Genomic DNA, 26,644 nt, shown 5'->3' with positions numbered 1-26,644 from the left:
CTGGTAGGCTGGCAGTCGCCCATTCGAGGAGCCGCATACAATGAAAAACATCTGCCTGGCTGCGCTCGTATCGCTTGCCATCATCCCACCGAGCGTCCTTGCCGTCAGCTACCCGGTGGATCTGGAGCAAACGCTCAATGGCACCGAGGTGCTGGCCAGAACCGAAACCATCGACCGGGATATCGCCGGGCTGACGCTGCAGAACTTCGGCCAGCATCCGGTCATCTGCACAGCCCTGTTTCGCAACGGCCCCGAGTCGCCACGCACGCGCCGCGTGACCCTCGAGCCTGGCGAAACCCGGCCGCTGACCGCCAAGTTCACGCGTGAAGTGATCCGTCTGCGCATCAAGTTGACCTGCGAAGAGGCGCAGTGAGCGAACGCACCGCGGCTTTGCTGAACAAAGCCGCCGCGAGCCGGGTCGGACGGGTTACTCTATGCGCCGTTTTGTCCGATCTTCCCTGAGGTATCCCTTGTTCGACCAATTCGCCCTGCACGAACGCCTGCTCAAGGCCGTTGCCGAACTCAAGTTCGCGGAACCGACGCCCGTGCAGGTCGCCGCCATCCCACCGGCCCTGGAGGGCCGCGACCTGCGCGTGACGGCGCAGACAGGCAGCGGCAAGACGGCGGCGTTCGTGCTGCCGATGCTCAATCGGCTGATCCGCGATGCCCAACCCCGCGTCGACGTGCGTGCGCTGATCCTGCTGCCCACCCGCGAGCTGGCGCAACAGACGCTCAAGGAAGTCGAGCGCTTTTCGCAGTTCACCTTCATCAAGTCGGCAATCGTTACCGGCGGTGAGGATTTCAAGGTACAGGCCGCGTTGCTGCGCAAGGTGCCGGACATCCTCATCGGTACGCCGGGACGCCTGATCGAACACCTCAATGCGGGCAATCTCATCCTGCGGGACGTCGAAATCCTGGTGCTCGACGAAGCCGATCGCATGCTGGACATGGGCTTCGCCGAGGACGTTCAGCGCCTGGTCGGCGAGTGCGACAAGCGCCAGCAGACGCTGCTCTTTTCCGCTACCAGCGGCGGTGCCGCGTTGCGCGACATGACCGCCAAGGTGTTGGATGACCCGCTGCACCTGCAGCTGAACCGCGTCAGCGAGCTCAACGAAGGCACCCGCCAGCAGATCATCACGGCCGAGGACAGCGACCACAAGGAGCGCCTGGTCCATTGGCTGCTCGCCAACGAGACCTATCAGAAGGCCGTGATCTTCACCAACACCCGCGCCCAGGCCGATCGTTTGTACGGTCGGCTGGTGGCCGAGGGCGTCAAGGTCTACGTGCTGCACGGCGAAAAGGACCAGAAGGACCGCAAGCAGGCCATCCAGCGGGTCAAGGAGGGCGGGGTCAAGGTACTGGTCGCCACCGACGTCGCGGCGCGCGGGCTGGATATCGAAGGCCTGGACCTGGTCATCAACTTCGACATGCCGCGCTCCGGCGATGAGTACGTACACCGCATCGGCCGCACCGGGCGTGCAGGGGCCGAAGGGTTGGCGATTTCGCTGATCTGCCACAACGACTGGAACCTGATGTCGAGCATCGAGCGCTACCTCAAGCAGCGCTTCGAACATCGCGTCATCAAGGGGCTCAAGGGCAGCTACATGGGCCCGAAGAACCTCAAGGCGTCCGGCAAGGCGGCCGGAACCAAGAAGAAAAAGGACGACAAGAAGAAGGTTGGGGAAAAGAAGGCCAAGAAGCCCGCCAAACCGACCAGCAAGCGGCCCGGCAACGCCAAGCGCGAGGCGGCAGCCTCGTCCGTGGTCAGCGGCGATGGCCTGGCACCGTTAAAGCGCAAGAAACCAGCCGCATCCTGACGGTACGGGCCGCGCGCGATTGGCGCCCGGCCCACCAACTCAGCGTTTCTCGGCCGGTGCGATATCGGCTTCCTTCTCCGCCTCGCGTACGTGCTGCATACGCTTTTCGTAGGCCTCGCATTCACTGCCCAATTCCTGCGCGGTCTGCTTGACCTCCATCTCGCGCAGCTCCTCGTTGATCTCCGCGGCCCGCTCCGGGTTGCTTTCGGTCAGCGCATTCACGCGCTCTGCAAGTTCCCTGGCCTTCGCTTCGATAACGTCAGGCGTGCACTGTTCGTCGATCTGTTCGTCGGCCAGTGCCGGCTGAGCTGCCAGCAGGGCGAGGGTGAGGGGAATCATCAGGCGGTTCATGGGCGCACTCCTTTCATAACGTCTGTTTGGTGGATCGCGGTCGGGGCGCTTTAGTTCAGCCTTTGCGGCCCTTCCGGGATCGAACCATGGCGCGCCGGACGGAGTCCGAATAGCAAGGCCGCCGTTCCAAGCGGCGCAACAGGAGAACGGACATGACCTACGACTGGGACCTGATGCTGCGCCTGCTGCGCGAGGTGCAGAAACCCGGCAATGAACACTTCCGGCCGCGGCAGTACGCCGATGAACATGCCCTGGCCCTGGAAGAGGCCGGCAAGCCCATGCCCAACCTGGATTCGCTCAAGGCAGAGGCGCAGAACTACGAGAGCCTGCTGTTCGAAGGAGGGTTCATGGTGTCGCGCCCTGAGGAGCAGGGCGGCAATGGCGAGAACTTCATACTGACCGAGCGTGGCCAGCGGCTGCTCGGCATGCTCGAGGGAACCGGCAGCGCCGACTGGCGCCGGCAGCTGGACGACAAGGGTGAGGCGGCGCTGGTGCCGGAGGTATTCGACGGCGTTGCGATGGCCTGACCCTGTCGCCGCCCCGCTGCACTGGCGTAGCGGGGCGCCCGAGTCGGATCAGTAGAGTCCGATGGTGCCGCAGCTCTTGTTGGCGGCGTGCTTCTGCAGCACCGGCAACTGCGGACGGGCCTTGCCGCTCTTCACGTCCAGCGACAGGGCGTAGTCGCCCCACCAGGGGCCGGCTGCCCAGTAGGTGCTGGGAATGCACTGTTGACCGAGGTACTTGAGCAGGTTGTCCATCGCAACCACGGCTGACGGCGAAAAGTCCGGCACGCCATGCTCACCGATGAAGCCGCGCAATCTGTACTTCTTCAGCCACTCGACGAATGGCTTGGCGCGGTTTACGCCTGTCATCGGGTCATAGACGGCCTTGGTGTTGGCGTAGGTGCCCGAGTAATCGCTGTCCAGATACAGATGGGCCTCGTAGACCAGGTTGTTCTTCGGGTCGCGCATCCAGGCGTCGCTGATCAGCTGGATGTTGTACGACGGCCAATGGTAGGCACTGGACCAGCGATCACCCGCGACGTAGATCCAGCGCTTTGCGTCCACTGCGCGGATGGCCTTCGCTGCGGCCAGGGCTGCGGCGGGCCACTTGCCGTTGGTCGAGTGCGGTTCGTTCATCAGGCCATAACCGTAGACCGCCGGATGGTTGAGCACCTGGCTGGCAATGCGTTTCCAGCTGTCGGCAAACGCGCTGATGGGGACCTCGTTGGAGGCGATCAGCTTGCCGTGATAGCGGTAGTAATTGTGCATGTCCAGGATGACCTGCATGCCGTGCTTTTTCGCCAGGTCGAGCGTACTGAGCAAGCGGCCAAGTTCAGCAGCATTGAGGGGCTGGTTCAGCTTTGGCTGGAGGCGCTCCCAGCGGAACGGCAGGCGGACCAGCTTCAGGTTGAGGCTGGCGTAGCGCTTGAACTCGGCATCGCCCGGGTAGATGTAGTGCTTCAGATAGACGCCAGGCAGCGACCCGGAGCTGAACTCCGCACCAGCGAGGTTGATGCCGACCAGGTTGATCGGATTGGTCGGCGCCGGGGTACCCGTCTGCGCGTTGCCGCCTGTCGGGGTCGTCTGACTAAAGCCGGTGCTGCTGACCGAGACCGTCCTGGGAAAGCCTACCGTGCGGCCATCGAGCGAACCGCCATCGAGCAGAACGGTCATGTTGCCGCCGAAGCGGTAGTACAGGGTGACGGTTCGGATCTGGCCGTCGGCGAAACGTACCTTGGCGCCTTTGTGGAACGCCGCGCGGTTGGCATCGGTGTCCTTCACCGAGATGCCCGGCGCGCGCCGGTAGATGCCGAAGGTGAAGTCACCGCCGTTGAACGAGTTCAGGGCCACCGTCAGCGCGGTAGGCGCGCTGGGTGTCGTCGAGGTCGGCGGCGTCGGGTTGGATGGTGCAGTGGTCGATGACCCTGATGACGAAGAGCCCGACGATGAGGAGCCGGTCGACGTGGACGGGGCTGGCTTAGGAGTCGAGGGGCTCGAAGGCGAGGCGCTCCCCGAGGATGAAGCGGCTGCCGCGGCGTACAGCTTGTTCGGGTAGCCGAGCGAGCCGCTCAGCGTGCTGCCGGCGAGCATGACACTCATGTTCTGGCCGGACGTGTAGACGGCCGTGATGCTGCGAACCTGCCCATTCGCCAACTTGACCGAGGCGCCGGGCTTGAAAGCGGCGGCGTTGGCGCTGTTTGTTGGGATGGAGAAGCCAGCCGACTTGCGCCAGACACCGTTGATCCAGTCGCTATTGGTGTAGTTGTTGATGGCGCTGCTGTGCGCCGTACCCGCGCTGGCGGAAGGCGAGGCGGGACTCGTCTGGGTCGGGGTGCTCGACAGCGCGGTGACCTTGTGTGGATATCCGGTCGCGCTGGCGTTCAGCTTCGCGCCGGAGAGCATGGCACTCATGTGCGCGCCGGAGAAATATACCGCCAGGATGGTCCGCACCTGGCCGTCGGCCAGCCGTACCTGTGCGCCTTTGGTGAAGGCTGCCTTGTTTGCCGCATTGGCCGGGATGGAGAATCCGGCAGATTTGCGCCAGGTCCCGAGGAGCCAGTCGGAGCTGGTGAAGTTATTGACCTGGGCGGTCGCGGCCGCCGTGACGGCGGTCGAGGAAGTGCTGCTGGCGGCGGCGACCGGTGCCGGCAGCAGTGTGAATCCTGCAAGCGCGCTGAGCAGCGCTGCGCTGAGAACGAACCCGGGTGCACCGGCGTTGCGAAGGGACATAAATCACTCCAGTACTTAATACGGCAAAGGGCTAGCCCTTTAAAAAGTGCGGAAGCATCCAAAGACCCATGCAACGAACGAAGCACCGACCGATGACGCCACCCTTGCATGCGCCACAACCGGTCGGGCTGTCGCGCAAGGCATAGGCTTTATATCGGTCAAAGATTAATTTTTGAAGTTAATTTGGCGTCAGAAAAATGCATGTGAGCGGCAATAAGAATATAAATATCTATATGGCCATTAGTTGATGGCAGATAAATATTAAATTGCCTTCATATAATAAATAACTGTTTTGGCTGAAGTTATCGAGGTTCGGCCACCGGTTGGACGACGTCGGCTGCAAGGCGCGCCGGCGCCAACGAGCCGATCAGGCGCAACGCGACGGAGCGGTGGTTATGTTTCAGGGTGTTTCCGGGCTGGCTCAAACGGCAGGCAGAAGCCAGGGTGCATGCCGGATGAAGCAGGAGACGTCGGAGCGGCGGCAGGGTCTCAGCGCACGTGCTGCAGGCTGTCGACCGTCAGCTCGAGCGCCTTGCGCATGTCCAGCCGAGCGGAACGCCCGATGTCCTTGTTATCCAGTTCGTAGCTGCGTTCGGAAGGCAGGATGGGGGCTGTCAGGTCGTCGGCTTCGGCGGCCTCGAAATCGCTGTTGCGGCCGATGGTCAATGCGCTGCGGCGCAGCAGTTCGCGCACCTGCTCGGGTGCCAGCGCCGGGTTGATCGACAGCATGGCGCCGACGATACCCGTGACCATGGGGGTGGCATAGGAGGTGCCGCAATGCACCTCGCCACGCTTGCCGGGCTCTAGCGTGGCGGCGCGGGTGCAGGCCGAGGCGGTGATGTCGACGCGCCGGTCGATATTCGACGAGGGGCGCTTGGTCACGTAGTCGGGATGGTCCACCGGCACATCCTTGCCCATGTCGCGCTGGTGCGCGCCCACGACGAGCAGTTGATCGGTGATGAAGGACGAAGGCAGGCGGTAGTCATCCTGTCCGGAAAAGGCCGAGCCATTGCCGGCGGAATTCACCACCAGCACGTCCGGATGTTCACGGCGCAGCCAGAGGAAGAATTCCTCGAGCAGCTCTTCGTAGCCGCTCATGGCAACACCGGAGCGAATCAGCGAGTCGACTTCCTCGCCGGCGACGTCGCGCGTGCCGACGCGATGAATGCCCCAGCTCCAGTTCAGCACCCGCACGCCGTCTTCGACCAGGTTGACTGAAGCGGCGACGTTGGCGGTGATGCCTGCGTCCGAGTTGCGCTCGACGATGACCTCGAAGCCGGCGCTGGTCGGCTCCAGCGCGCTGAGAAAGCCGCTGTCACCCGGATCGGCACTGCGCGCCGCCAGAATGCCGGTGACGCTGGTGCCGTGCTCGGCCGGTGACTCGGCATCGCGGGCATAGACGCAGGTGCGCGGCCGATCGGGGTCGCAGGCTCCAAGGTAATCGCTGAACTCCGGGGAGTCGAAATCGACGTCGCGCTCGACGACACCGATCCGTACCGGGTGCGTCTGGATCCTTGCGTGTCGCGCGGGAACGCGGCGCAGGTAGAAATCCACTGCATCGAGAAAACGGTTGGCGACCCATTCGCTGTTGCGTGGTTGGCTCTGCGAATCCGCCTCCAATGGCTCCTCGGCGCCGGACTCCTCGACCACCACCGCGTCCACGCTGGTCTCGCTGCCCAGCCGGAGCACCAGCGCGTCACGTTCGGTCAGGTCGTCGACCGGCAGGCGCAACTGGTAGGTATTGAGCGGGGCAATCGCGCCCACCACCGTTGCGCCATATTTCTCAGCCAGTCGTTTCGACTCGGCCAGCCCGTCATGGTCCTCCTCGATGATCAGGCTGACCAGGTTCACATAGGTCGTCAGCCCATCCATGTTCCTGGCGACCTCATCAGGACCTGCAGGCACTACATGGCTACCGTTGAGCGTCAGCCAGACCGGGTTGCTCCGGCGCTCGCCCTGTTCCAGCCAGAGCGGTCCGCTCTGGTGATCCTTTCGGTTGAGCGTCAGGCGCAGTCGACCCTCCTGTTTACGCGTGGCCTCGATGGCGCGGTCGCGCAGCATGACCCTGACGGGGCCGCGGGCCAGCCCGGTGCCGCTCATGCAGAAGGTCAGCTGCTCGGTCGACAGCAGGTCGCCGCACCGTTGCAGGTTCTTGAGTCGCAGCGGCGGGTCGGCGGCCAGTACCGTGCCGGAACCGGCGGCGATGAGGAGGGCAGCCAGGCAGCGTGTCGGCAGCCTCATGGTCGACGTTGCAGGTAATGCACGCTGAACAGCTCCTGGGCGTCGGTCCACTGGCCGCTGCAATCGAAACCGGCGCTACGGGCCAGGTCGGCGAACGACTGCAGGGTGTATTTGTAGGAATTCTCGGTGTGCAGGCTCTCGTCGGCGTCGAAATGAAAGCGCTGCCCCTCGATGGTGACATCCTGTGCTTCGCGGCTGATCAGATGCATCTCGATGCGCGACTGCTGCTCGTTGAAGAAGGCCTGATGGCGGAAGCGTGAGGGGTCGATGTCGCTGTCGAGTTCGTTGCGGATGCGTTGCAACAGGTTGAGGTTGAATGCCGCGGTCACGTGCGCTTCGTCGTTGTAGGCCGCCTCGAGCACGCTGCGCTCCTTGACCAGATCGACGCCGATCAGCAATCCACCGCCGGGCGGGAGTATCTCGTACAGGTGGCCGAGCAGCCGGCGCGCTTCCAACGGCGTGAAGTTGCCGATGCTGGAGCCGGGAAAGAACACCAGCGGATGATGAAGGCTGTAGTCGTCGGGCAGCTTCAGCTCCTCGGAAAAATCGGCGCAGGCGGCATGAACCTCCAGCCAGGGATAATCCGCGGCGAGGCGCTGCGTGCTGGTGAGCAGGAAATCCTCGGAGATATCCACGCCCAGGTAGCTGACCGGGCGCAACCCCTCGAGCAAGAGGCGCACCTTGCGGCTGGCGCCGCTGCCCAGTTCGATCAGGTCCGTCTGTGGCCCGGCAATCTCGCGGATCTCGTCTGCCGCGGTGGCGAGAATCTGCTCCTCGGTGCGTGTCAGGTAGTACTCCGGCTGGACGCAGATCTGTTCGAACAGTTCCGAGCCGCGCCGATCGTAGAAGAACTTCGGCGAGATGTGCTTGGGCGAAGCGGCAAAGCCGGCCAGCGCCTCGTCACGCAGCGAGGCTTCATGGGTGGGCTGGGTCTGGTCATGAAAACGAACGGCAAGTGCCATGTCATAGCTCCCTGGCCAGGCGCAGCCCGGCGAACTGCCAGCGCATCGCCGGCTGAAAGAAGTTGCGATAGGTGGCGCGAATGTGTGATTCCGGCGTGGCGCAGCAGCCACCACGTAGCACCATCTGCCCGGACATGAACTTGCCGTTGTACTCGCCCAGGCTCCCCTCCAGCGGGCGGAAGCCGGGGTAGGGGCGGTAAGCGCTGGCGGTCCATTCCCAGACGTCGCCGAACAGCTGCGCAGGGCCTTCGTGCGGCATGCGGGTGGCGACGGGCTGCAGGTGGTCGCTTTCGAGGAAGTTGCCGCGGCGGGGCTGGTCACTGGCGGCTACTTCCCACTCGGCCTCGCTGGGCAGGCGCGCACCGGCCCAGCGGGCGTAGGCATCGGCTTCGTAGAAACTGACGTGGCAGACGGGCGCGTCCAGGTCCAGCGGCTTGAGTCCAGCCAGGGTCATTTCATGCCAGGCGTCGTCGTGACGCTGCCAGTAGAGCGGCGCGTGCCAGCCCGCCTGGTTGATCTGCGCCCAGCCGTCGGACAGCCAGAGGTCACTGCGCGCGTAGCCGCCGTCGGCGATGAAGGACAGGTATTCGCCGTTGGTCACCAGGCGGTCGGCCAGCTGGAAGTCCTCCACGAACTGGCGATGACGTGGCGTTTCGCAGTCGAACGCGAAGCCATCGCCGGCGTGGCCGATATGGCGCACGCCGCCGGTGAAGTCGTGCCAGCGGATGCGATCCTGATGCAGCTTCGGTGCGGGTTTGAGGTCGGCCCGGTAGGCCGGCTGCAGCGGGTTCTGCGCCAGGATGTGCTTGATGTCCATGAGCAGCAGTTCCTGATGCTGCTGTTCGTGCTGCAGGCCCAGCTCCACACGGCGCATGATCTCGCCGGCGTGCTGGCGCGGCGGGCTGCTCAGCAGGTCGGCCATGGCCCGGTCGACGTGCTGGCGAAAACGGTAGACGTCCGCGACGCCCGGTCGCGAGATCAGCCCGCGTCTCGCCCGTGGAAAGGGCGTGCCGTGGGTTTCGTAATAGGAATTGAACAGGTGGTCGTAGATCGGATCGAGCGGCTTGTAGCCGCCGAGATAGGGTTTGAGCAGGAATGCCTCGAAGAACCAGCTGATGTGGGCCAGGTGCCACTTGGGCGGGCTGACGTCGGGCATGCTCTGAATGACATGGTCCTCGACCTGCAAGGGCGCGCAGATCGCCTCGCTGGTGGCGCGGACTTGCCGAAAGCGTTGCAGCAGGAAATCCAGGTCGGCGAGTGCCGGTTGTGCCTGTTCCGCCAGATTACCCATGTGGGTCCCCCCTCGTTGACGCGCGCTAGGGCCCATCGCCCCTATTAAGCGACCCGAAGCGCGACGTGAAAGTTCGCCCGGGAAGGCGCCGTCAGGCCCGGGCGGTCGAGTGTGTTTGAGCTAAGCAGCAGAAGGCGGGTAGCGAAAGGCGGCGCGATGAGGGGCCGCCTCCATGGGACGAAGGTGCATAGCACCGCCGAGGTCGGTGCTGATCAGTAGTTCGGCGGAGTCTCCGGTATCCCGGTGCCGTCGGTGATGTCCGGCATGGTCCAGGGATCGAGCCGCTGCTCCTTGTCTTCCACGTCGAGGCGGGCCTGCTCGATGACGCTGCCCAAGCGCTGTGGGCTGCTGTAATCGGCCTGCGCCACGCTCGGTACGCGCAGCACTTCGGTGCCGTTGCCGGTCATCACGGTGAAGCTGAAGCTGTCCTCGTCGGGATTGGCGCTGGTCACGCAGCCACAGGGCAGGAAGGCTTCGGAAACGAGCTGCATTGCATCGTCGATGGTCAGGGTCCGGTCGCTCATGCTGTTCTCCATCATCGGTGGTCCTAAAGTTGACCGCCTCGACGCGCTGCCGTTTCCTGTCGTGCACGCGGCAAGGCTCCACACTTGTAGACAGGCCGTCCCGACCACATAGTCCAGGCATGAAAACACCGACTTCACAGGATCCCTTGGCGCTGTTCCACCCAGCTGTGGCCAACTGGTTCCGCTGCAGTTTTCCCTCGGTCACACCGGCGCAGGCCGGGGCCTGGCCCTTGATTCGGCGGGGCCGTTCGACGCTGGTGGCGGCGCCCACCGGGTCCGGGAAGACGCTTACGGCCTTTCTCGCCGCCCTGGACGAGTTGGTGCAGCGCAGCCTCGAGCCGGACGGGTTGTCCGACGAAACGGCCGTGCTCTACATCTCGCCGCTCAAGGCGCTGTCCAACGATATCCACCTGAATCTGGAGCGCCCACTGTCGGGCATCTGCAACGAGCTGCAGCGGCTTGGTCTGCCGGTGCCGACGATTCGCACGGCGGTGCGTACCGGGGATACGCCTCAGGCCGAACGCGCGGCGATGCGCAAGCGGGTGCCGCATGTGCTGGTGACCACGCCTGAGTCCTTCTACGTGCTGCTCGGTTCGGAATCGGGCCGGCAGATGCTGGCGAGCGTACGCAGCGTGATCGTCGACGAAATACATGCGCTGGCTGGCAACAAGCGTGGCAGCCATCTGGCGCTTTCGCTGGAGCGGCTCGAGGCACTCTGTGGTCGCGCGCTGGTTCGGGTCGGGCTGTCCGCGACGCAAAAGCCCATCGGCGCGGTGGCGGATTTTCTGGTCGGCCGGGGACGCCACTGCGAGCTCGTCGATATCGGCCACGCCCGGGCTCGAGACCTGGCGCTGGAGGTGCCGCCGGTTCCGCTGGAGGCGGTGATGAGCAACGAGGCCTGGGCGCTGGTATATGACCGGCTCGCCGCGCTGGCCGGTGAGCATCGCACCACCCTGGTGTTCGTCAACACGCGGCGCATGGCCGAACGCGCCGCGCGGCACCTGAGCGAGCGCCTGGGCAATGCGGTGGTCGCCGCGCATCATGGCAGCCTAGCGCGCGAGCAGCGGCTGGACGCCGAACAGCGGCTCAAAGGGGGGGAGCTTCGGGTGTTGGTCGCCACCGCCTCGCTGGAGCTGGGCATCGACATCGGAGAGGTCGAGCTGGTTTGCCAGCTGGGGTCGCCTCGCTCGATCTCGGCGTTCCTGCAGCGTGTCGGGCGGGCCGGGCATCAGGTCGGCGGGGTGTCGAAGGGGCGCTTGTTTCCAAGTTCCCGCGACGACCTGATCGAATGCGCCGCGCTGCTCGACGCAGTGCGCCGCGGTGAGCTCGATACCCTGGTGATCCCCCGCGCACCGCTCGATGTGCTGGCCCAGCAGATCGTGGCCGAGGTTTCGTGCCGGGAATGGCAGGAGGATGCGCTGCTGGCGCTGATCCAGCAGGCGATGCCCTACGCGATGCTGGAGCCGTCGCGCTACGAGGCGTTGCTGGCGATGCTCGCCGAGGGCTACACCACTCGCCACGGCGCACGTGGCGCCTACCTGCATCGCGACCGGGTCAACCGCAGCCTGCGTGGTCGCCGGGGCGGCCGGCTGACGGCGCTGACCTCCGGCGGCACCATCGCCGACAACGCCGATTATTCGGTGCTGCTCGAGCCTCAGGGTCTCAATATCGGCACGGTCAACGAGGATTTCGCCGTCGAAAGCCTGGCGGGCGACGTGTTCCAGCTGGGCAATGCGTCCTACCGCATCCTCAAGATCGAGCCGGGACGCGTGCGGGTCGAGGATGCCCAGGGTCAGCCGCCCAATATTCCGTTCTGGCTGGGCGAAGCGCCGGGGCGCAGCGACGAGTTGTCTGCAGCGGTTGCGAGGCTGCGCGCGGAGATCGATGAGCGTCTGGCCGCCGCAGGAGCGGGCCGCACGGTCGATCTGGCCCCGGTCATCGACTGGCTCATCGACACGCTCGCCCTGCCCGAGGCCGCCGCCCGGCAGATCGTCGAATACCTGGCCCGCGCTCGCGCGGCGCTAGGCGCGCTGCCAACACAGCAGCGGCTGGTCATGGAGCGCTTCTTCGACGAATCCGGCGGCACCCAGCTGGTCATCCATTCGCCGTTCGGCAGTCGGATCAACCGGGCCTGGGGGCTGGCGTTGCGCAAGCGCTTTTGCCGCACCTTCAACTTCGAACTGCAGGCCGCGGCGACCGAGGACGCCATCATCCTGTCGCTCTCGACCAGCCACAGCTTTCCGCTCGACGACGTCTGGCGTTACCTGCGCGCGAACAGTGCCGAGTCGGTCCTGATTCAGGCGTTGCTCGACGCCCCCCTGTTTGGCGTGCGTTGGCGCTGGAACGCAACCACCGCGCTGGCCTTGCCGCGCATGGCCGGCGGTCGCAAGGTGGCACCGCAGCTGCAACGAATGAAAAGCGAGGACCTGCTGGCCACGGTGTTTCCCGATCAGGTCGCCTGCCTGGAAAACATCGTGGGCGAGCGTGAAATACCCGAACACCCGCTGGTCACCCAGACCCTCGACAACTGCCTGCATGACGCCATGGACAGTGAGGGTTGGCTGGCCCTGTTGCGGCGCATGGAGGCGGGGCAGGTCGATCTGCTCGCCCGTGACCTGCCGGCGCCTTCGCCGCTGGCCATGGAAGTGCTCGGCGCTCGGCCTTATGCCTTTCTCGACGACGCCCCGCTGGAGGAACGCCGGACGCAGGCGGTGTTGAACCGGCGCTGGACCGATCCGGCGTCCAGTGACGACCTCGGCGTGCTGGACGCGGCCGCGATCGAGGCCGTCGCAGAGCAAGCTTGGCCGCAGGCCCGTTCGGCCGACGAGTTGCACGAGGCGCTGACTGGGCTGGGGTGCCTCGCCGAAAGTGAAGTGCGCGCCGACTCTGGATGGGCCATCTGGCTGGATGAGCTGGCGCGCGGCGGTCGTGCGATGCGCATGCAGGTCGCGCACGATCGGGCGCTCTGGTTGCCGATCGAACGCCTGGGTCTGTTGCAGGCGATCTATCCCGGCGCGCACGGCGAGCCGCCCCTGGCGCCGCTACCGGGGTTGGACCAGAAATGGGACGAGGAAGACGCTATCGTCGAACTGGTACGCGCTCGGCTGACCGGCTTCGGCCCCTTGCCGGTGTCGCTGATTGCTCGTCCCCTGGCGCTGCCGGCGTCTGCCGTCGCGCTGGCGCTGACCCGTCTGGAAGCGGAAGGCTATGTCCTGCGGGGCCGCTACGTGCCTGGCGCAACCGACGAGCAATGGTGCGAGCGGCATTTGCTGGCGCGCATCCACCGCTACACGGTCAAGCGTCTGCGCCGCGAGATCGAGCCGGTAGAGCGTTCGGATTTCATGCGTTTCCTGTTCGACTGGCAACACCTGTCCGAGGGCACGCGAATGGCCGGGCGGGAGGCCCTTGGCGCGGTCGTCGAGCAACTGGAAGGGTTCCAGGCGGCCGCTGGCGCCTGGGAAAGCGAGTTGCTTCCGGCACGCCTGAGTGACTACGGCGGCACCTGGCTGGACGACCTCTGTCGCTCCGGGCGTATCGTCTGGACGCGCCTGGCGGGGCGGCTCAGGGCCAGCAGCGGGCCGGTGCGCGGCACGCCCATCGTTCTGTTGCCGCGTCGGCATCTGGCCGCCTGGTATGCGCTGGCCGGCGACCTGGCGCCGCCCGAGTTGTCGTCACGTGCGCAACGGGTGTTCGACACCTTGCAGGGCCAGGGGGCACTGTTTTTCGATGAGCTGCAGCACGACGCCCATCTGTTGCGCAGCGAGCTGGAGGACGCGCTGGGCGAACTGGTCGCGGTAGGGCTGGTCAACGCCGACAGTTTCGCCGGCCTGCGCGCGTTGCTGGCGCCCGCCGCGAAGCGTTCGCGCAGCACCCGGCAGAGCCGCGGCGGGACCTTTATCGGTGGCATGGCTGATGCCGGTCGCTGGGCCCTGGTGCGCAAAGGCGCGCCGGCGCCGACCGAAGTCCCGGCACGCCGGCCAGCGCTCGACCCCGAGGCGCTGGAACATGTCGCCATGAGCTTGCTGCGTCGCTACGGTGTGGTGTTCTGGCGATTGCTGGACCGTGAAGCGGACTGGCTGCCGCCCTGGCGAGACCTGTTGCGCCTCTATCACCGCCTCGAGGCACGTGGCGACATTCGCGGTGGGCGTTTTGTCGCCGGCGTAGCGGGTGAGCAATTCGCCTTGCCAGAGGCGGTTGGCCTGTTGCGCGAGGTGCGCAAGCGGCCACCGAGCGGCGAGATGATCGCAGTCTCGGCAGTCGACCCGATGAATCAGGTCGGCACGCTGCTACCCGGCGAGCGGGTGCCTGCGGTGGCGGGCAATCGCATTCTCTATCGCGACGGCATACCGCTGGCATTGTTGATCGCCGGCAAACCGGAACTGCTGGCGGAGCTGGACGAAGACGACCAGCGAAAGGCACGGCAACTATTGGCCGTGGGGCGGAGGTAAGGAAGCTCGGCGCCGCGCGCCACGTTCATCCGCGGGCTGGCTGACCCTTTCCTGGCACAGCCCATCCCGCTGGGCGAAGCGGGAGGGACTCGTTCAGGGGCGGCGGACGAGAACCGTCAATAAGCCTTCAGGCTCAACCCGCCACCAACACCCGGATCGCCTCCAGGCGCAACGCGGCTTTTTCCAGCATGGCCAGGCCTTCCTCACGCTGCGTGCGCAAGGCCTCGATCTCGCTGTCACGCACGCTTGGGTTGACGGCCTGCAGTGCTGTCAGGCGCGCCAGCTCTTCATCAAGGCTGGCCTTCAGTTTGCGCTGTGCTTCGGCAACCCGTTCGGCGTGGCGCGGTGCGACCTTGGTTTCGGCATCGGCGATCTGTTTGGCCAGCGCATCGCGCTGCGCCTGGACGAACTTGTTCGCGCTGGCACGCGGCACGCTCTCCAGCTGGTCGGTGAGCGTCTCGAACGCCACCTTGGGGGCCAGATCGTTGCCGTTCGAATCCAACAGGCAGCGCAGCGCCAGCGGCGGCAGGAAGCGGTTGAGCTGCAGCGCGCGCGGCGCCACCACTTCGCTGACGTAGAGCAGTTCCAGCAGCACGGTGCCGGGCTTGAGCGCCTTGTTCTTGATCAGCGCGACGGCCGTGTTGCCCATGGAGCCGGACAGCACCAGGTCCATGCCGCCCTGCACCATGGGGTGTTCCCAGGTGAGGAACTGCATGTCTTCGCGGGCCAGCGCCTGCTCACGATCATAGGTGACGGTTACAGCTTCGTCGTCGCCCAACGGGAAGCTGGCGTCGAGCATCTTTTCGCTGGGACGAAGAATCAGTGCGTTCTCGGAATGGTCCTCGCTGTCGATGCCAAAGGCGTCGAACAGCTCTTCCATGTAGATCGGCAGGGCGAACTGGTCATCCTGCTCCTCGATGGCTTCGACCAGCGCCTTGCCCTGTCCGCCACCGCCGGAGTTGAGTTCCAGCAGGCGGTCGCGACCGGCATGCAGGTCGGCTTCCAGCCGCTCGCGCTCGGCGCGGGCCTCGTCGATGAGCGTCTGGAACGCGTCGTCATCGCCTTCTTCCAGCTGGTTCAGCAGGCGCGGCCCGAACTGGTGCTGCAGGGCGTTGCCGGTGGGACAGGTGTTGAGGAAGGCATTCAGCGCCTCGTGGTACCACTTGAACAGGCGTTCCTGCGGGCTGGTTTCCAGGTACGGCACGTGCAGTTGGATGACATGGGCCTGGCCGATCCGGTCGAGGCGGCCGATGCGTTGCTCCAGCAGGTCGGGGTGCGAAGGCAGATCGAACAGCACCAGATGATGCGCGAACTGGAAGTTGCGGCCCTCGCTGCCGATTTCCGAGCAGATCAGCACCTGCGCGCCGAATTCCTCGTCGGCGAAGTAGGCGGCGGCGCGGTCGCGCTCGAGAATGCTCATGCCTTCATGGAACACCGTGGCCGGGATGCCGGAACGCACGCGCAGCGCGTCTTCCAGATCCAGTGCGGTCTCGGCGTGGGCACAGATGACCAGCACCTTGAACTTCTTCAGCATCTTCAGCGTATCGATGAGCCATTCGACGCGCGGGTCGAACGTCCACCAACGGTTCTGCGTGTCCGGCTCCTCCTGCTGGCTCTGGAAAGCCACCTCCGGGTACAGCTCGGCGTGCTCGCCCAGTGGCAGCTCCAGGTACTCGGTGGGGCAGGGTAGCGGATAGGGGTGCAGTTGGCGCTCGGGAAAGCCGCGCACGGCGGCGCGCGTATTGCGGAACAGCAGGCGGCCAGTGCCATGGCGGTCCAGCAGTTCGCGGATCAATCGGCTGCTGGCTTCGATGTCGCCGTCGGTCGCCGCCGCGAGCAGGGCCTCGCCTTCGGCGCCCAGGAAATCGTGGATGGTCTGGTGCGCTTCCTGGGACAGGCGGCCTTCATCGAGCAGCTCCTGCACGGCACGGGCGACCGGCTGGTAGCTGGCGCTTTCGGCGCGGAAGGCTTCGAGGTCGTGGAAACGGTTCGGGTCGAGCAGTCGCAGGCGGGCGAAGTGGCTTTCCTGACCGAGCTGCTCCGGCGTCGCCGTCAAGAGCAGAACGCCCGGGATGACCTCGGCCAGTTGCTCGACCAACCGGTATTCGGCGCTGGCGTTTTCGGGGTGCCAGACCAGGTGGTGCGCTTCGTCGACCACCAGCAGGTCCCAGCCGGCGGCGAACGCAGCGTCCTGGGCACGCTCGTCTTCTTTCAGCCAGTCCAGCGAGACCAGGGCCAGTTGGGTGTCTTCGAAGGGGTTGCTGGCATCGCTTTCGATGAAGCGTTCGTCGTCGAACAGGGCGACCTGCAGGTTGAAGCGGCGGCGCATCTCCACCAGCCACTGGTGCTGGAGATTCTCAGGGACCAGGATCAGCACGCGCTTGGCACGGCCGGAGAGTAGCTGGCGATGGATGACCAGGCCGGCTTCGATGGTCTTGCCGAGGCCGACCTCGTCCGCCAGCAGTACGCGCGGAGCGATGCGGTCGGCCACTTCGCGGGCGATGTGCAACTGGTGCGCGATCGGTTGAGCGCGTGCGCCGCCGAGGCCCCAGAGCGAGGAGGTCAGTTGCTTGCTCTGGTTTTCCAGGGTGTGATAGCGCAGCTTGAACCAGTTCAAGGGGTCGATCTGGCCGGCGAACAGGCGATCGCTGGCGAGACGGAACTGAATGAAGTTCGACAGCTGGGTTTCCGGCAGGGTGCGGGCTTCGTTCTGCGCGGTCAGGCCGTGATAGACCAGCAGGCCGTCGACGTCGTCGACTTCGCGCACAGTCATCTTCCAGCCTTCGAAATGCGTGACTTCATCACCGGGGACGAAGCGCACGCGGGTCAGTGGCGCGCTGCGTGTGGCGTATTGGCGGGTTTCGCCGGTGGCGGGATAGAGCACGGTGAGCATCCGCCCATCCTGGGTGAGGATGGTCCCAAGACCGAGTTCCGCTTCGCTGTCGCTGATCCAGCGTTGCCCCGGTAGATACTGCTGCGCCATGCCCTGCCTCCCGCTGTAAAAAAGCCCGCTATGGTAACGGAACACCACCGATAGAGCGACGGTAAGCCGACCGGTTTGCGTGGCGTCGCTGCCTTTCGGCCGCAGATCGAACCGGGCGGACCCCTGGCAGTGTAGCGTTGCCGCTAAAGTTGGCTCCGATTCGGCCGATCATGAGGTAAAGCTCCGCATGCCAGGGTCGGTCTGCGGTCCGTTTTTGGGAGAAGGTCATGCTGCCAGTGATTCCGCCCGGTGCCGTTCAGGTCACCACGCAACAGGATGTCGTCAAGCCGCGCCCCGACGTCCCCCCCGTGGCGCCTGTCGAGCCGAGCGCCAACGAGAGTTCGGTCGAGCTCGACCGCCGGCACCCGCAGGAAGCTGAACAGATGCTGCGTGACGAGCAGCGCCGGCGACAGCGTCGTGGCTACACACCGCAGGAACTCGCCGAAGGGGAAACCGCGGACGAGGATCAGGCGGCACTCGACGAATTGCCGCGCCAGGGCCTCTGGATCGACGTGGAAGTATGACGAGCGATCTGAGCGGCTTGGCGCAGGCCGAACTCGACTATCGACCGCGCTGGGTCGAGCCGGATCTGGCTGACCTTTGGCTGCAACGGCTGATCGCCGACACGCCCTGGACCCAGCCGCGTATCAGGCTCTATGGCCGAACGTTTGAAGTGCCCAGGCTGGTCGCCTGGTATGGCGACCCCGAGGCGCGTTATCGCTACTCAGGGCTGGTGCATCAGCCTCTGCCCTGGTCCCCCCTGCTGGCGGATATTCGCGACCGGCTGCAGCAAAGCACCGGCCTGTCGCTCAACGGCGTGCTGCTCAACTTTTATCGCGACGGTCAGGATGCGATGGGTTGGCACAGTGACGACGAGCCGGAACTGGGGCCCGAGCCTGTGGTGGTGTCGCTCAACCTGGGCGCGACACGGCGCTTCGATCTGCGCCGCAAGGGCTGCAGCCGGATCGAGCACTCGCTGCCATTGGAGCATGGATCACTACTGGTCATGCGCGGCCCGACGCAGCATCATTGGCAGCACCAGATCGCGCGGACGCGCAGGGTGTCCGAGCCACGCGTCAACCTCACCTTTCGCCAGATCATTCGCGAGTCCATATGAGCAGTGAAGAAAAACTGATCGACTTCGGCGCCGAACGAGAAAAGCGCATCCACGACATCAAGGAAAAGCGCCTGGCCGAGATGCGCCAGGCCTTCGAGCAGGCGTTGCCGCTGGGCAAGCCGAAAAAGAAGAGCAAGGCAAAGCCGAAGAAGCGCTGATCGCCAGCGTCGTCAGGTTCCCGCTTTCCCCTCCTGAGGCGCTCCTCCGAGTCGCCGAATCCCTCCTGATACCCCTGTTTTCTTGACCTGGATCAGCTCGTTGCGCGCTCGCCGGGCACAGGGTCATGCCTATTGATATCGATCAATTTTTTATCCGCACCGGGGAGTAACGTGCAGCCATCGGACGGCACAACAGCTACAGCGCGGAGGCAGGAAATCATGTTCGTCGATAATGTGGTGCTTGCAGGGGTCGTCACAGTCGGCCTGATGGTCGCCTTCCTCAGCGGATTCGGCTATTTCATCTGGCGGGACGCTCACAAGAAGCGTTGATCCCACCAGTACACAGAGCACGCAAGGCATTTGGGCGACTTCGGTCGCCCTTTTTTATTCCCGTCGATCGGGTTAACGCTGGGGTTGCACGAAGACGGCGCTGGTGAAGGGTGGCACTTCGAACGCCGAGCCAATCACGCCCGCTTCACGGCTGCGTGCGTCGGCCGAGCGCTGCAACACCGGATGCAGCCGGTACCCGCGCCCGCCCGGTAGGCGAATCGGCTCACCAGTGGCATTGAGTACCACCATCAGCGAACGGTAGCGCCGATCCAGATCGCGGCCGTCGCGTGGATCGTCGGCCAGGCTGAAGGCGATCACGCCGGGCTGCTGTTCGGGGCCGGTGTTGTGAAAGCGCAGGCGTCGTTGCACCTCGCGCGCGCTGCCGAGCTGAAACAGCGGGCTGTCTGTGCGAATCTTCAACAGCTCCAGGAAGCGATGCTTGGCCCCAAGGATGTCGACGGCGCTGGGGCTGGCGTGCGGATCGCGGATGATCTGGCGGATCAGCGGCCAGTTGTCCCCATCCTTGTCGGCGCGTGGGAGCCCTTTGTTCCAGTTGTTGTCCTGATAGCTGAAATCCATGGCATTGAACCAATCGCCCGAGTCATAGCTGTCGCGCTGCATGGACTTGGAGCGCAGGATGTCCGACCCAAGGTGAATGAAGGGCACGCCCTGGCTGAACAGTGGCACCGCCAGCGCGACCAGTTGCAACCGCACCCGGTCGGGCACCGCCAGGTGGCTCGGCAGCTTGTACTGGTTGTTGTCCCACAGCGTCTGGTTATCGTGCTTGGATACGTAGTTGACGGTTTCCTGCGGGTCGAACGTATAGCCAGCGGGCTGACCGTTGTAGTCGATCTCGGCGCCGCTGCGAACCTGGCCGTCGGCACTGACGAAACGGAAGTCGCGCAGGCCCCCGGCGATGCCGACCCGAATCAGATCCGCGGCGTGCAGCAGCTGGGCCTTCTCCTGCGGGCCGGCAGCGCCCAGCTCGTTTGGCTGCACGAACAGGCCGTTGGCGAAGCCCTGATTGCGGCGGATGCTCTCGCCGCTGTCGAAGGGGCTGCCACCGCGGACCGCGTCGCGCTGCCGATCGTTGAAGGTGCCGATGCCGGTCCCGGCCATGTTCAGTTGTGTGGCATTCACCCCGCGCGCGTTTTGCGCGACCTCGCCGAAATCCCAGCCCTCGCCGTAAAAATAGGTCTCCCGATCGACGCGGCGTACGGCACGCAAGGCGGCGAGGATATCCGTCCGCATATGGTGGCCCATCAGGTCGAAACGGAAGCCGGCGATCTTGTAATCGCGAGCCCAGACCACCAGCGAGTCGACCATCAGCTTGGCCATCATCCGATGTTCGCTGGCGGTGTTCTCGCAGCAGGTCGAGGTTTCCACCGCGCCGGTGACCGGATCACGGCGGTGGTAATAGCCCGGCACCACCTTGTCCAGTACCGACTTGTCGGCCAGGCCGGATGCATTGGTGTGGTTGTAGACCACGTCCATCACCGTGGCGAGCCCGGTGTCGGCGAGCGCCTTGACCATCTGGCGAAACTCGATGATGCGCTGCACACCGTCGGCGTTGCGTGCGTAGCTGCCTTCCGGTGCGGTGAAGTGGAACGGGTCGTAGCCCCAGTTGAAGGCGTCCAGCCCGCGCAGGGTGTCATGGAGCGATTGCGCTTCGCCGCTGGCGGGGTCGAAGCCCTGCAGCACCTGCCGAATGCTGCCGCTCGTGCAATAGGTTGACCAGCGTTCGCGCGCTTCGGCCGATAGCGCGCAGAGTTTGGCGAAGGGATCGTCGAGGTCGACCCGTCGGGTCGGGTCTTCATCGATGGTGGCGATGTCGAACACCGGCAGTAGCTGGACGTGCGTCAGCCCGGCTTTCTGCAGGTCTCGCAGGTGGCGCATGCTCTGGCTGTCGGGCTGCGTGAAAGCGGCATAGGTCCCGCGCAGTTCAGGCGGCAGGCTGGTGTCGCTGGCGCTGAAGTCGCGCAGGTGTGTTTCGTAGATGACGCTGCCTTCTGGGCGCGCCGGGCGAGGCGGACGCAAACTGTCCCATCCGGCCGGTTTGAGGTCGTCCGCCTCGAGGTCGACCACCTGGGCATACTGACTGTTGCGTGACAGGCTCAGCGCATAGGGGTCGCTGACGAGTGTCGTCTCGATGGTGCCCGTGCCCGGACGATAGGCCGTGACCTCGTATTGATAGTACTGACGGTCCAACGAGCGCGGGCCATCCAGGCGCCACACGCCCAGCCGCTCGCGCATCACCTTTGGATAACCCGGAAGCAGGCGTTTGTTGGCATCGAAGGCATGCAGACGGACCCGCTGCGCTGTGGGCGCCCAGAGTCTGAACGACACGCCGCTTGCCTCGACCGCCGCGCCAAGTGGCCCGGAATAGGCGAACAGCTGGTCGAGCAGGCCGGCCGTTTGCAGCTGGGTGGCGTCGATGACGCGATCCTGTGCATCGTAGGCAATCACCACGAGCTGACCCATCACGGCGCGGCGGAGTGTCCGCGCCGCGGTCCGAACGCGAAACGCGGGTGCTTCGGCCAGGTGCGGGTGCTGGCGCTTCAGGCCGCGGCGCAGCGTGGTCGGTTGCAGCGGGAGGATCTGCCCACCACTGACGGTGCCAGCCTGGCCGTCGACCCGGATGCGGGCGTCGAGCGAATGGCGAAGCTCGAGTCGCGAAGCGCCGACGCTGCCCCCGGCCAGTACCAGGGTGAAAGGGTCGAGCCAGTGCGCGCGTGCGCCTTCGATGGCCAGCATCGGGCCACTGATGGGGGCTTGGGACAGCTGCGGACTGCCGCTGAAGGTGAACACGCGCCGGCCCAGCTCAGTGAGGCGCCAGGTCAGATCACCACCGCCGAGGTCTTTCTCGTCGCCCTTGTGCAGGATGAGGTTCAGGCACTCAGCCTGGGCAGCGAGCGGTATGCGATAGAACGCGCCATGTTCCGGGTCGATGCCGGCTGCCGTCAGCGGACTGTCCCAGTCGGTGTCGGACCGACTGCCGCGGCAGTCGGCTGTGTTCCACAGGTGCAGCCCCCAGCCGGCGTAATCGCCATCGGGGCGTTCGTAATAGAGAAGGGCCTCGTCAGGGCCGGGGTCGAGCGGTGCGGCCTGGGCCGGTTGGCCGGCCAGAGCGAGGCCGCCTAGAACGAGCGCCGCCAGGCGCCGATAAGCCATCGAGCGAGTGAGCATGGAAGGGTCCCGTTGTTGTTCTTGTCGTACCACTGGCGATGGTGGGCGCGCATCGGCCGGTACGCATCCTCCATCGCTCACAACAACGGGGCGTAGCCAGGTAACGTAATGGCGGACTGCCTGTAACCTGGCGCAACAACGCGCTGCACGGCCCGGACGCCGCCGCGGCGCCCTCGGCTCGCGCCTGTGCTGGCATCAGCCGAAGCTGATCGGCGGCAGCTCCTTGAGTTCGACCGTTTCTTCACGACGGGGCGCCAGTACTTCGGCTTCGCCATCCACGACCTGCTCGTCATGCTGGTTGAACACGCGCGTGGCGATGCGCACCCGATTCTTGGGCAGTTTTTCGAGGATTTCCAGGCGCACGGTGAGGGTGTCGCCGAGCTTCACCGGGCGCGTGAACTTCATGGTCTGGCCCAGGTAGATGGTGCCGGGGCCGGGCAGGGTACAGGCGACCGCCGCGCTGATCAGGGCGCCGCTGAACATGCCGTGGGCAATTCGCTCCTTGAATGGTGTGCCGGCGGCGAAGTCCGCATCCAGGTGAACCGGGTTGCGGTCGCCGGACATGGCGGCGAATAGCTGGATGTCCCGCTCTTCGACCGTTTTTTCGAAGTGTGCGGTCTGGCCGACTTCCAGGGCGGAGTAAGGCGTGTTGCTGAGCGTACTCATGCGTGAACCTCTTCGTGATCGCGAGAAGCGCAGCATTCTAGAGGGCGGGCGGCCGCTTGTCCCGGTTGTCCGTGCCGCGGGTCGCTTGGGCCGAGATTCACACCACTGATTACACTCGCTGCGCTATTGCGCGCCCCGGCGGAGCTGTTAAGTTCGCCACAGCCCGCCGCGCGTGGGCCAGACCATCTCAGGTAAAGAGGCCAATAAGAATGCAACCTGATTTCTGGAACGACAAACGCCCCGCCGGTGTACCCAACGACGTCGACATGGCAGGCTTCCGCTCGGTGGTGGAAGTGTTCGAACGCTCCTGCAAGACCCACGCGGATCGTCCCGCCTTCAGCAACATGGGCGTGACCCTGACCTACGCTGACCTGGATCGTTACTCGTCCGCCTTCGCCGCCTGGCTGCAGAATCACACCGATCTCAAGCCCGGCGACCGCATCGCGGTGCAGATGCCTAATCTGCTGCAATATCCCATCGCCGTGTTCGGCGCCCTGCGTGCCGGGCTGATCGTGGTCAACACCAACCCGCTGTACACCGCGCGCGAAATGCGCCACCAGTTCAAGGATTCCGGCGCGCGGGCGCTCGTCTACCTCAATACCTTCGGCAAGCTGGTGCAGGAGGTGCTGCCCGACACCGGCATCGAGTTCCTCATCGAGGCGCAGATCGGCGACATGCTGCCATCGCTCAAGGGGCTGCTGGTCAATGCCGCGGTCAAGCATGTAAGGAAAATGGTGCCGGCCTACAGCCTGCCGCAGGCGATTCCGTTCAAGCAGATCCTGCGTGACGGCGGGCGTCACAGCCTGAAGCCGGCGACGCTCGGACTGGAGGACATCGCGGTGCTGCAGTACACCGGCGGCACCACCGGCGTAGCCAAGGGCGCAATGCTGACCCACGGCAACCTGGTCGCCAACATGCAGCAGGTCCGGGCCAACATGCAGCAGTTGGACGAGCAGGGGCAGCCGGTGATCCGGGAAGGGCAGGAGATCATCATTGCGCCCTTGCCGCTGTATCACATCTACGCGTTCACGGTGAACTGCATGTGCATGATGGTTACCGGCAACCACAACGTGCTGATCACCAACCCACGCGACATCGACGGCTTCGTCAAGGAGCTGCAGAAGTGGCGCTTCACTGGCTTCCTCGGGCTGAACACGCTGTTCGTCGCGCTCATGTCGCACCCGGATTTCAAGAAGATCGATTTCTCCGCGCTCAAGGGGACCAACTCGGGCGGCACTGCGCTGGTATCGGCCGTGGCCGAGCGCTGGAAGGCGGTGACCGGGGTGACCGTGACCGAGGGCTACGGGCTGACCGAAACGTCGCCGGTGGTCAGCGCCAACCCGCACGGCGACAAGTCGCGCCTGGGCACCGTTGGCCTGCCGCTGCCCGGCACGGCGCTGAAGGTGATAGACGACGAGGGTCGCGAGCTGCCGATCGGCGAGCGGGGCGAGCTCTGCGTCAAGGGCCCGCAGGTGATGAAGGGTTACTGGCAGCGTGAAGAGGCCACCACCGAGGTGCTCGATGCGGAGGGCTGGCTGAAGACTGGCGACATCGCCGTGATCGACGCCGACGGCTTCGTACGAATCGTCGACCGGAAAAAGGACCTGATCATCGTCTCGGGCTTCAACGTCTACCCGAACGAAATCGAGGACGTGGTCATGGCGCACCCGAAAGTGGCCGCGTGCGCTGCCATCGGTGTGCCGGACGAGAAATCCGGCGAGGCGGTGAAGCTGTTCATCGTGCGCAGCGACCCCAGCCTGACCGTCGAGCAGGTGCAGGCCTACTGCCGCGAGAACTTCACCGGCTACAAAATCCCTCGTCACATCGCCTTCCGAGACGCGCTGCCAATGAGCGCAGTCGGCAAGATCCTGCGCCGCGAGCTGCGCGACCAGGCGTGACGGCCGCCGGAGGGCGTCACGTCTCGATAGAGTGACCGATTACGGTCAATCGGTCACTTTTGTATCGATTCAGCCCTGGCCGGACACTGTTCGGCCAGTTTCAAAGCTGCTAACCTCGAGCCGCTTTTCGGCGGGAATTGCGCTACAAAAGTTAACAAAACACAACAAAACAGCTGCCATGTGCAGTAAAGCTGTCGCTTAGGAGTGGGGTTTCATGACCGATAACTTCTGGAAGGATAAATATCCTGTCGGGGTCGAGAGCGAGATCGATCCCGGTGAGTACCAGAACATCCAGGCTGTGCTCAAACAGTCCTGCGAGCGCTTCGCGGACAAGCCGGCCTTCAGCAACCTCGGCAAGACCCTGACCTATGGTGAGCTGTACCAGCTGTCCGGTGAGTTCGCAGCCTATCTGCAACAGCACACCGACCTGCAGCCCGGCGACCGGATCGCCGTGCAGCTACCGAACCTGATTCAGTACCCCATCGTCGTGTTCGGCGCCATGCGTGCCGGCCTTATCGTCGTCAACACCAATCCGCTGTACACCGCGCGGGAGATGGAACATCAGTTCAACGACTCCGGCGCCAAGGCGCTGGTGTGCCTGGCGAACATGGCGCACTTGGCCGAGGACGTCCTCCCCCGGACCGGCATCCGTCACGTCGTGATCACCGAAGTCGGCGACATGCTGCCGACGCTCAAGCGCCTGCTGGTCAACGCCGTGGTCAAGCATGTGAAGAAAATGGTCCCGGCCTACAGCCTGCCCAAGGCGGTGAAGTTCACCGAAGCGATGGCACTAGGGCGCGGCAAGGCCTTGCGTGAAGCCAATCCGGCGAGCGATGACGTCGCCGTGCTGCAATACACCGGTGGCACGACGGGCGTGGCCAAGGGCGCGATGCTGACGCACCGCAACATCGTCGCCAACATGCTGCAGTGCCGGGCCCTCATGGGCGCCGAGCTGGGCAACGGGTGCGAAACCATGGTCGCGCCTCTGCCGCTGTATCACATCTACGCCTTCACCTTTCACTGCATGACCATGATGCTGATCGGCGCGCATAACGTGCTGATCACCAATCCGCGTGACCTGCCGGCCTTCGTCAAGGACCTCGGCAAGTACCGCTTCACCGGTTTCGTCGGGCTCAACACCTTGTTCGTGGCGCTGTGCAACAACGAGGAATTCCGCAAGCTGGACTTCTCTGCGCTCAAGGCTACCTTCTCTGGCGGCATGGCCCTGCAGCTCGCGGCGGCGGAGCGCTGGCAGCAGGTGACCGGTTGCGAGATCTGCGAAGGCTTCGGCATGACCGAGACCAGCCCCGTCGTGTCGGTCAACCCCTTCGGGCGGATCCAGATCGGCACCATCGGCATCCCGATGCCGTCGACGCTCTGCAAGGTCATCGATGACGAAGGCAACGAGCTGCCGATCGGCTCGATCGGCGAACTCTGCGTGAAGGGTCCGCAGGTCATGAAAGGGTACTGGCAGCGCCAGGAAGCGACCGACGAAATCCTCAGCGCCGATGGCTGGCTGAAGACCGGCGACATCGGCCTCATCCAGGAAGACGGCTACCTGCGTATCGTCGATCGCAAGAAGGACATGATTCTGGTGTCCGGCTTCAACGTGTACCCGAACGAGCTCGAGGATGTGCTCGCCACCTTGCCGGGTGTGTTGCAATGTGCGGCCATCGGCGTGCCGGACGACAAGTCGGGCGAGGCGATCAAGCTGTTCGTGGTGGTCAAACCGGGTGAGAGCCTGACGAAGGAACAGGTCATGCAGCACATGCACGATAACGTCACCGGCTACAAGCGACCCAAGACCGTCGAGTTCCGTGACAGCCTGCCGACCACCAATGTCGGCAAGATCCTGCGCCGCGAGCTGCGCGACGAAGAGCTGCGCAAGCTCGGCAAGAAATAGGCCCTGAGACGGCCAAACAGAACCCCGCCGCATGGCG

19 protein-coding genes are annotated in these 26,644 nt (G+C 64.8%); 10 read left to right on the top strand and 9 right to left on the bottom strand.

The window, feature by feature from the left end:
• Positions 1-40: 40 nt before the first annotated feature.
• Positions 41-373, top strand: a complete 333-nt coding sequence (locus tag MST27_RS12620; RefSeq protein ID WP_243606291.1) for a 3-phosphoglycerate kinase — start codon at positions 41-43, stop codon at positions 371-373.
• A gap of 97 nt (positions 374-470) precedes the next feature.
• Entirely contained in the window at positions 471-1,817 is a 1,347-nt protein-coding gene (locus MST27_RS12615; protein ID WP_243606290.1) for a DEAD/DEAH box helicase, read from the top strand.
• Positions 1,818-1,856: 39 nt separating this feature from the next.
• On the opposite strand, the gene MST27_RS12610 is transcribed toward MST27_RS12615, so the two are convergent.
• Positions 1,857-2,168 carry a hypothetical protein gene (locus MST27_RS12610; protein ID WP_243606289.1) on the bottom strand — a complete coding sequence of 104 codons (312 nt, stop codon included), beginning with the start codon at positions 2,166-2,168 and terminating at the stop codon, positions 1,857-1,859.
• Positions 2,169-2,320: 152 nt separating this feature from the next.
• Here MST27_RS12610 and MST27_RS12605 point away from each other — a divergent pair, with 152 nt between their 5' ends.
• Positions 2,321-2,695: a transcriptional regulator gene (locus MST27_RS12605; RefSeq protein WP_243606288.1), complete on the top strand. Its 375-nt coding sequence runs from the start codon at positions 2,321-2,323 to the stop codon at positions 2,693-2,695.
• Between the two features lie 48 nt (positions 2,696-2,743).
• On the opposite strand, the gene MST27_RS12600 is transcribed toward MST27_RS12605, so the two are convergent.
• The 5 genes from MST27_RS12600 to MST27_RS12580 form a co-directional block, all read right to left on the bottom strand.
• A complete protein-coding gene (locus MST27_RS12600; protein WP_243606287.1) occupies positions 2,744-4,900 on the bottom strand; it encodes a glycoside hydrolase family 5 protein in 2,157 nt (718 codons plus the stop codon).
• A 489-nt stretch (positions 4,901-5,389) separates the two neighbouring features.
• Positions 5,390-7,141, bottom strand: coding sequence for a S8/S53 family peptidase (locus tag MST27_RS12595; protein ID WP_243606286.1), 1,752 nt, complete (start codon positions 7,139-7,141; stop codon positions 5,390-5,392).
• Positions 7,138-8,103 carry an L-histidine N(alpha)-methyltransferase gene (gene egtD / locus MST27_RS12590; RefSeq protein ID WP_243606285.1) on the bottom strand — a complete coding sequence of 322 codons (966 nt, stop codon included), beginning with the start codon at positions 8,101-8,103 and terminating at the stop codon, positions 7,138-7,140. Before egtD ends, MST27_RS12595 begins: the two co-directional genes overlap by 4 nt.
• A 1-nt stretch (position 8,104) precedes the next feature.
• The gene (egtB, locus tag MST27_RS12585; RefSeq protein WP_243606284.1) at positions 8,105-9,394 is read right to left on the bottom strand and encodes an ergothioneine biosynthesis protein EgtB; all 1,290 of its coding nucleotides are present in this window, start codon (positions 9,392-9,394) and stop codon (positions 8,105-8,107) included.
• 212 nt (positions 9,395-9,606) lie between these two features.
• Entirely contained in the window at positions 9,607-9,918 is a 312-nt protein-coding gene (locus MST27_RS12580; protein ID WP_243606283.1) for a hypothetical protein, read from the bottom strand.
• A gap of 119 nt (positions 9,919-10,037) precedes the next feature.
• Here MST27_RS12580 and MST27_RS12575 point away from each other — a divergent pair, with 119 nt between their 5' ends.
• Positions 10,038-14,366: an Lhr family helicase gene (locus MST27_RS12575; protein ID WP_243606282.1), complete on the top strand. Its 4,329-nt coding sequence runs from the start codon at positions 10,038-10,040 to the stop codon at positions 14,364-14,366.
• Positions 14,367-14,499: 133 nt separating this feature from the next.
• On the opposite strand, the gene rapA is transcribed toward MST27_RS12575, so the two are convergent.
• Entirely contained in the window at positions 14,500-17,349 is a 2,850-nt protein-coding gene (gene rapA, locus MST27_RS12570; protein ID WP_243606281.1) for an RNA polymerase-associated protein RapA, read from the bottom strand.
• A gap of 227 nt (positions 17,350-17,576) precedes the next feature.
• Between rapA and MST27_RS12565 the strand changes: the two genes are divergently transcribed.
• The 4 genes from MST27_RS12565 (at position 17,577) to ccoM (ending at position 18,954) form a co-directional block, all read left to right on the top strand.
• Complete coding sequence (locus MST27_RS12565) at positions 17,577-17,873, top strand: aspartate-semialdehyde dehydrogenase (RefSeq protein ID WP_243606280.1); 297 nt, start codon at positions 17,577-17,579, stop codon at positions 17,871-17,873.
• A complete protein-coding gene (locus tag MST27_RS12560; protein WP_243606279.1) occupies positions 17,870-18,466 on the top strand; it encodes an alpha-ketoglutarate-dependent dioxygenase AlkB family protein in 597 nt (198 codons plus the stop codon). Before MST27_RS12565 ends, MST27_RS12560 begins: the two co-directional genes overlap by 4 nt.
• A complete protein-coding gene (locus tag MST27_RS12555) occupies positions 18,463-18,624 on the top strand; it encodes a hypothetical protein (RefSeq protein WP_243606278.1) in 162 nt (53 codons plus the stop codon). The genes MST27_RS12560 and MST27_RS12555 overlap by 4 nt, the downstream gene beginning before the upstream one ends.
• Positions 18,625-18,843: 219 nt before the next feature.
• Positions 18,844-18,954 carry a cytochrome c oxidase subunit CcoM gene (gene ccoM, locus MST27_RS22445; RefSeq protein WP_275973197.1) on the top strand — a complete coding sequence of 37 codons (111 nt, stop codon included), beginning with the start codon at positions 18,844-18,846 and terminating at the stop codon, positions 18,952-18,954.
• 72 nt (positions 18,955-19,026) lie between these two features.
• On the opposite strand, the gene pulA is transcribed toward ccoM, so the two are convergent.
• Positions 19,027-22,140 carry a pullulanase-type alpha-1,6-glucosidase gene (gene pulA, locus MST27_RS12550; protein ID WP_243606277.1) on the bottom strand — a complete coding sequence of 1,038 codons (3,114 nt, stop codon included), beginning with the start codon at positions 22,138-22,140 and terminating at the stop codon, positions 19,027-19,029.
• Between the two features lie 195 nt (positions 22,141-22,335).
• Positions 22,336-22,806, bottom strand: coding sequence for a MaoC family dehydratase (locus MST27_RS12545; RefSeq protein WP_243606276.1), 471 nt, complete (start codon positions 22,804-22,806; stop codon positions 22,336-22,338).
• Positions 22,807-23,015: 209 nt separating this feature from the next.
• Here MST27_RS12545 and fadD2 point away from each other — a divergent pair, with 209 nt between their 5' ends.
• Both fadD2 and fadD1 read left to right on the top strand, forming a co-directional pair.
• A complete protein-coding gene (fadD2, locus tag MST27_RS12540) occupies positions 23,016-24,704 on the top strand; it encodes a long-chain-fatty-acid--CoA ligase FadD2 (RefSeq protein ID WP_243606275.1) in 1,689 nt (562 codons plus the stop codon).
• A gap of 214 nt (positions 24,705-24,918) precedes the next feature.
• Positions 24,919-26,607, top strand: a complete 1,689-nt coding sequence (gene fadD1 / locus MST27_RS12535; protein ID WP_243606274.1) for a long-chain-fatty-acid--CoA ligase FadD1 — start codon at positions 24,919-24,921, stop codon at positions 26,605-26,607.
• Positions 26,608-26,644: the final 37 nt, after the last annotated feature.

This window comes from Stutzerimonas marianensis, assembly GCF_022810315.1.
GTDB classification, from domain to species: Bacteria; Pseudomonadota; Gammaproteobacteria; order Pseudomonadales; family Pseudomonadaceae; genus Stutzerimonas; species Stutzerimonas marianensis.
The sequence above is the reverse complement of the archived record's forward strand: the minus strand, read 5'-3'. Positions and strand labels throughout refer to the sequence as shown.

Coding starts and splice junctions, on each gene's coding strand:
- MST27_RS12620 (WP_243606291.1), top strand. CDS start 41: ATGAAAAACATCTGCCTGGCTGCGCTCGTATCGCTTGCCATCATCCCA.
- MST27_RS12610 (WP_243606289.1), bottom strand. CDS start 2,168: ATGAACCGCCTGATGATTCCCCTCACCCTCGCCCTGCTGGCAGCTCAG.
- MST27_RS12605 (WP_243606288.1), top strand. CDS start 2,321: ATGACCTACGACTGGGACCTGATGCTGCGCCTGCTGCGCGAGGTGCAG.
- MST27_RS12600 (WP_243606287.1), bottom strand. CDS start 4,900: ATGTCCCTTCGCAACGCCGGTGCACCCGGGTTCGTTCTCAGCGCAGCG.
- MST27_RS12595 (WP_243606286.1), bottom strand. CDS start 7,141: ATGAGGCTGCCGACACGCTGCCTGGCTGCCCTCCTCATCGCCGCCGGT.
- egtD (WP_243606285.1), bottom strand. CDS start 8,103: ATGGCACTTGCCGTTCGTTTTCATGACCAGACCCAGCCCACCCATGAA.
- egtB (WP_243606284.1), bottom strand. CDS start 9,394: ATGGGTAATCTGGCGGAACAGGCACAACCGGCACTCGCCGACCTGGAT.
- MST27_RS12580 (WP_243606283.1), bottom strand. CDS start 9,918: ATGAGCGACCGGACCCTGACCATCGACGATGCAATGCAGCTCGTTTCC.
- MST27_RS12575 (WP_243606282.1), top strand. CDS start 10,038: ATGAAAACACCGACTTCACAGGATCCCTTGGCGCTGTTCCACCCAGCT.
- rapA (WP_243606281.1), bottom strand. CDS start 17,349: ATGGCGCAGCAGTATCTACCGGGGCAACGCTGGATCAGCGACAGCGAA.
- MST27_RS12565 (WP_243606280.1), top strand. CDS start 17,577: ATGCTGCCAGTGATTCCGCCCGGTGCCGTTCAGGTCACCACGCAACAG.
- MST27_RS12560 (WP_243606279.1), top strand. CDS start 17,870: ATGACGAGCGATCTGAGCGGCTTGGCGCAGGCCGAACTCGACTATCGA.
- MST27_RS12555 (WP_243606278.1), top strand. CDS start 18,463: ATGAGCAGTGAAGAAAAACTGATCGACTTCGGCGCCGAACGAGAAAAG.
- ccoM (WP_275973197.1), top strand. CDS start 18,844: ATGTTCGTCGATAATGTGGTGCTTGCAGGGGTCGTCACAGTCGGCCTG.
- pulA (WP_243606277.1), bottom strand. CDS start 22,140: ATGCTCACTCGCTCGATGGCTTATCGGCGCCTGGCGGCGCTCGTTCTA.
- MST27_RS12545 (WP_243606276.1), bottom strand. CDS start 22,806: ATGAGTACGCTCAGCAACACGCCTTACTCCGCCCTGGAAGTCGGCCAG.
- fadD2 (WP_243606275.1), top strand. CDS start 23,016: ATGCAACCTGATTTCTGGAACGACAAACGCCCCGCCGGTGTACCCAAC.
- fadD1 (WP_243606274.1), top strand. CDS start 24,919: ATGACCGATAACTTCTGGAAGGATAAATATCCTGTCGGGGTCGAGAGC.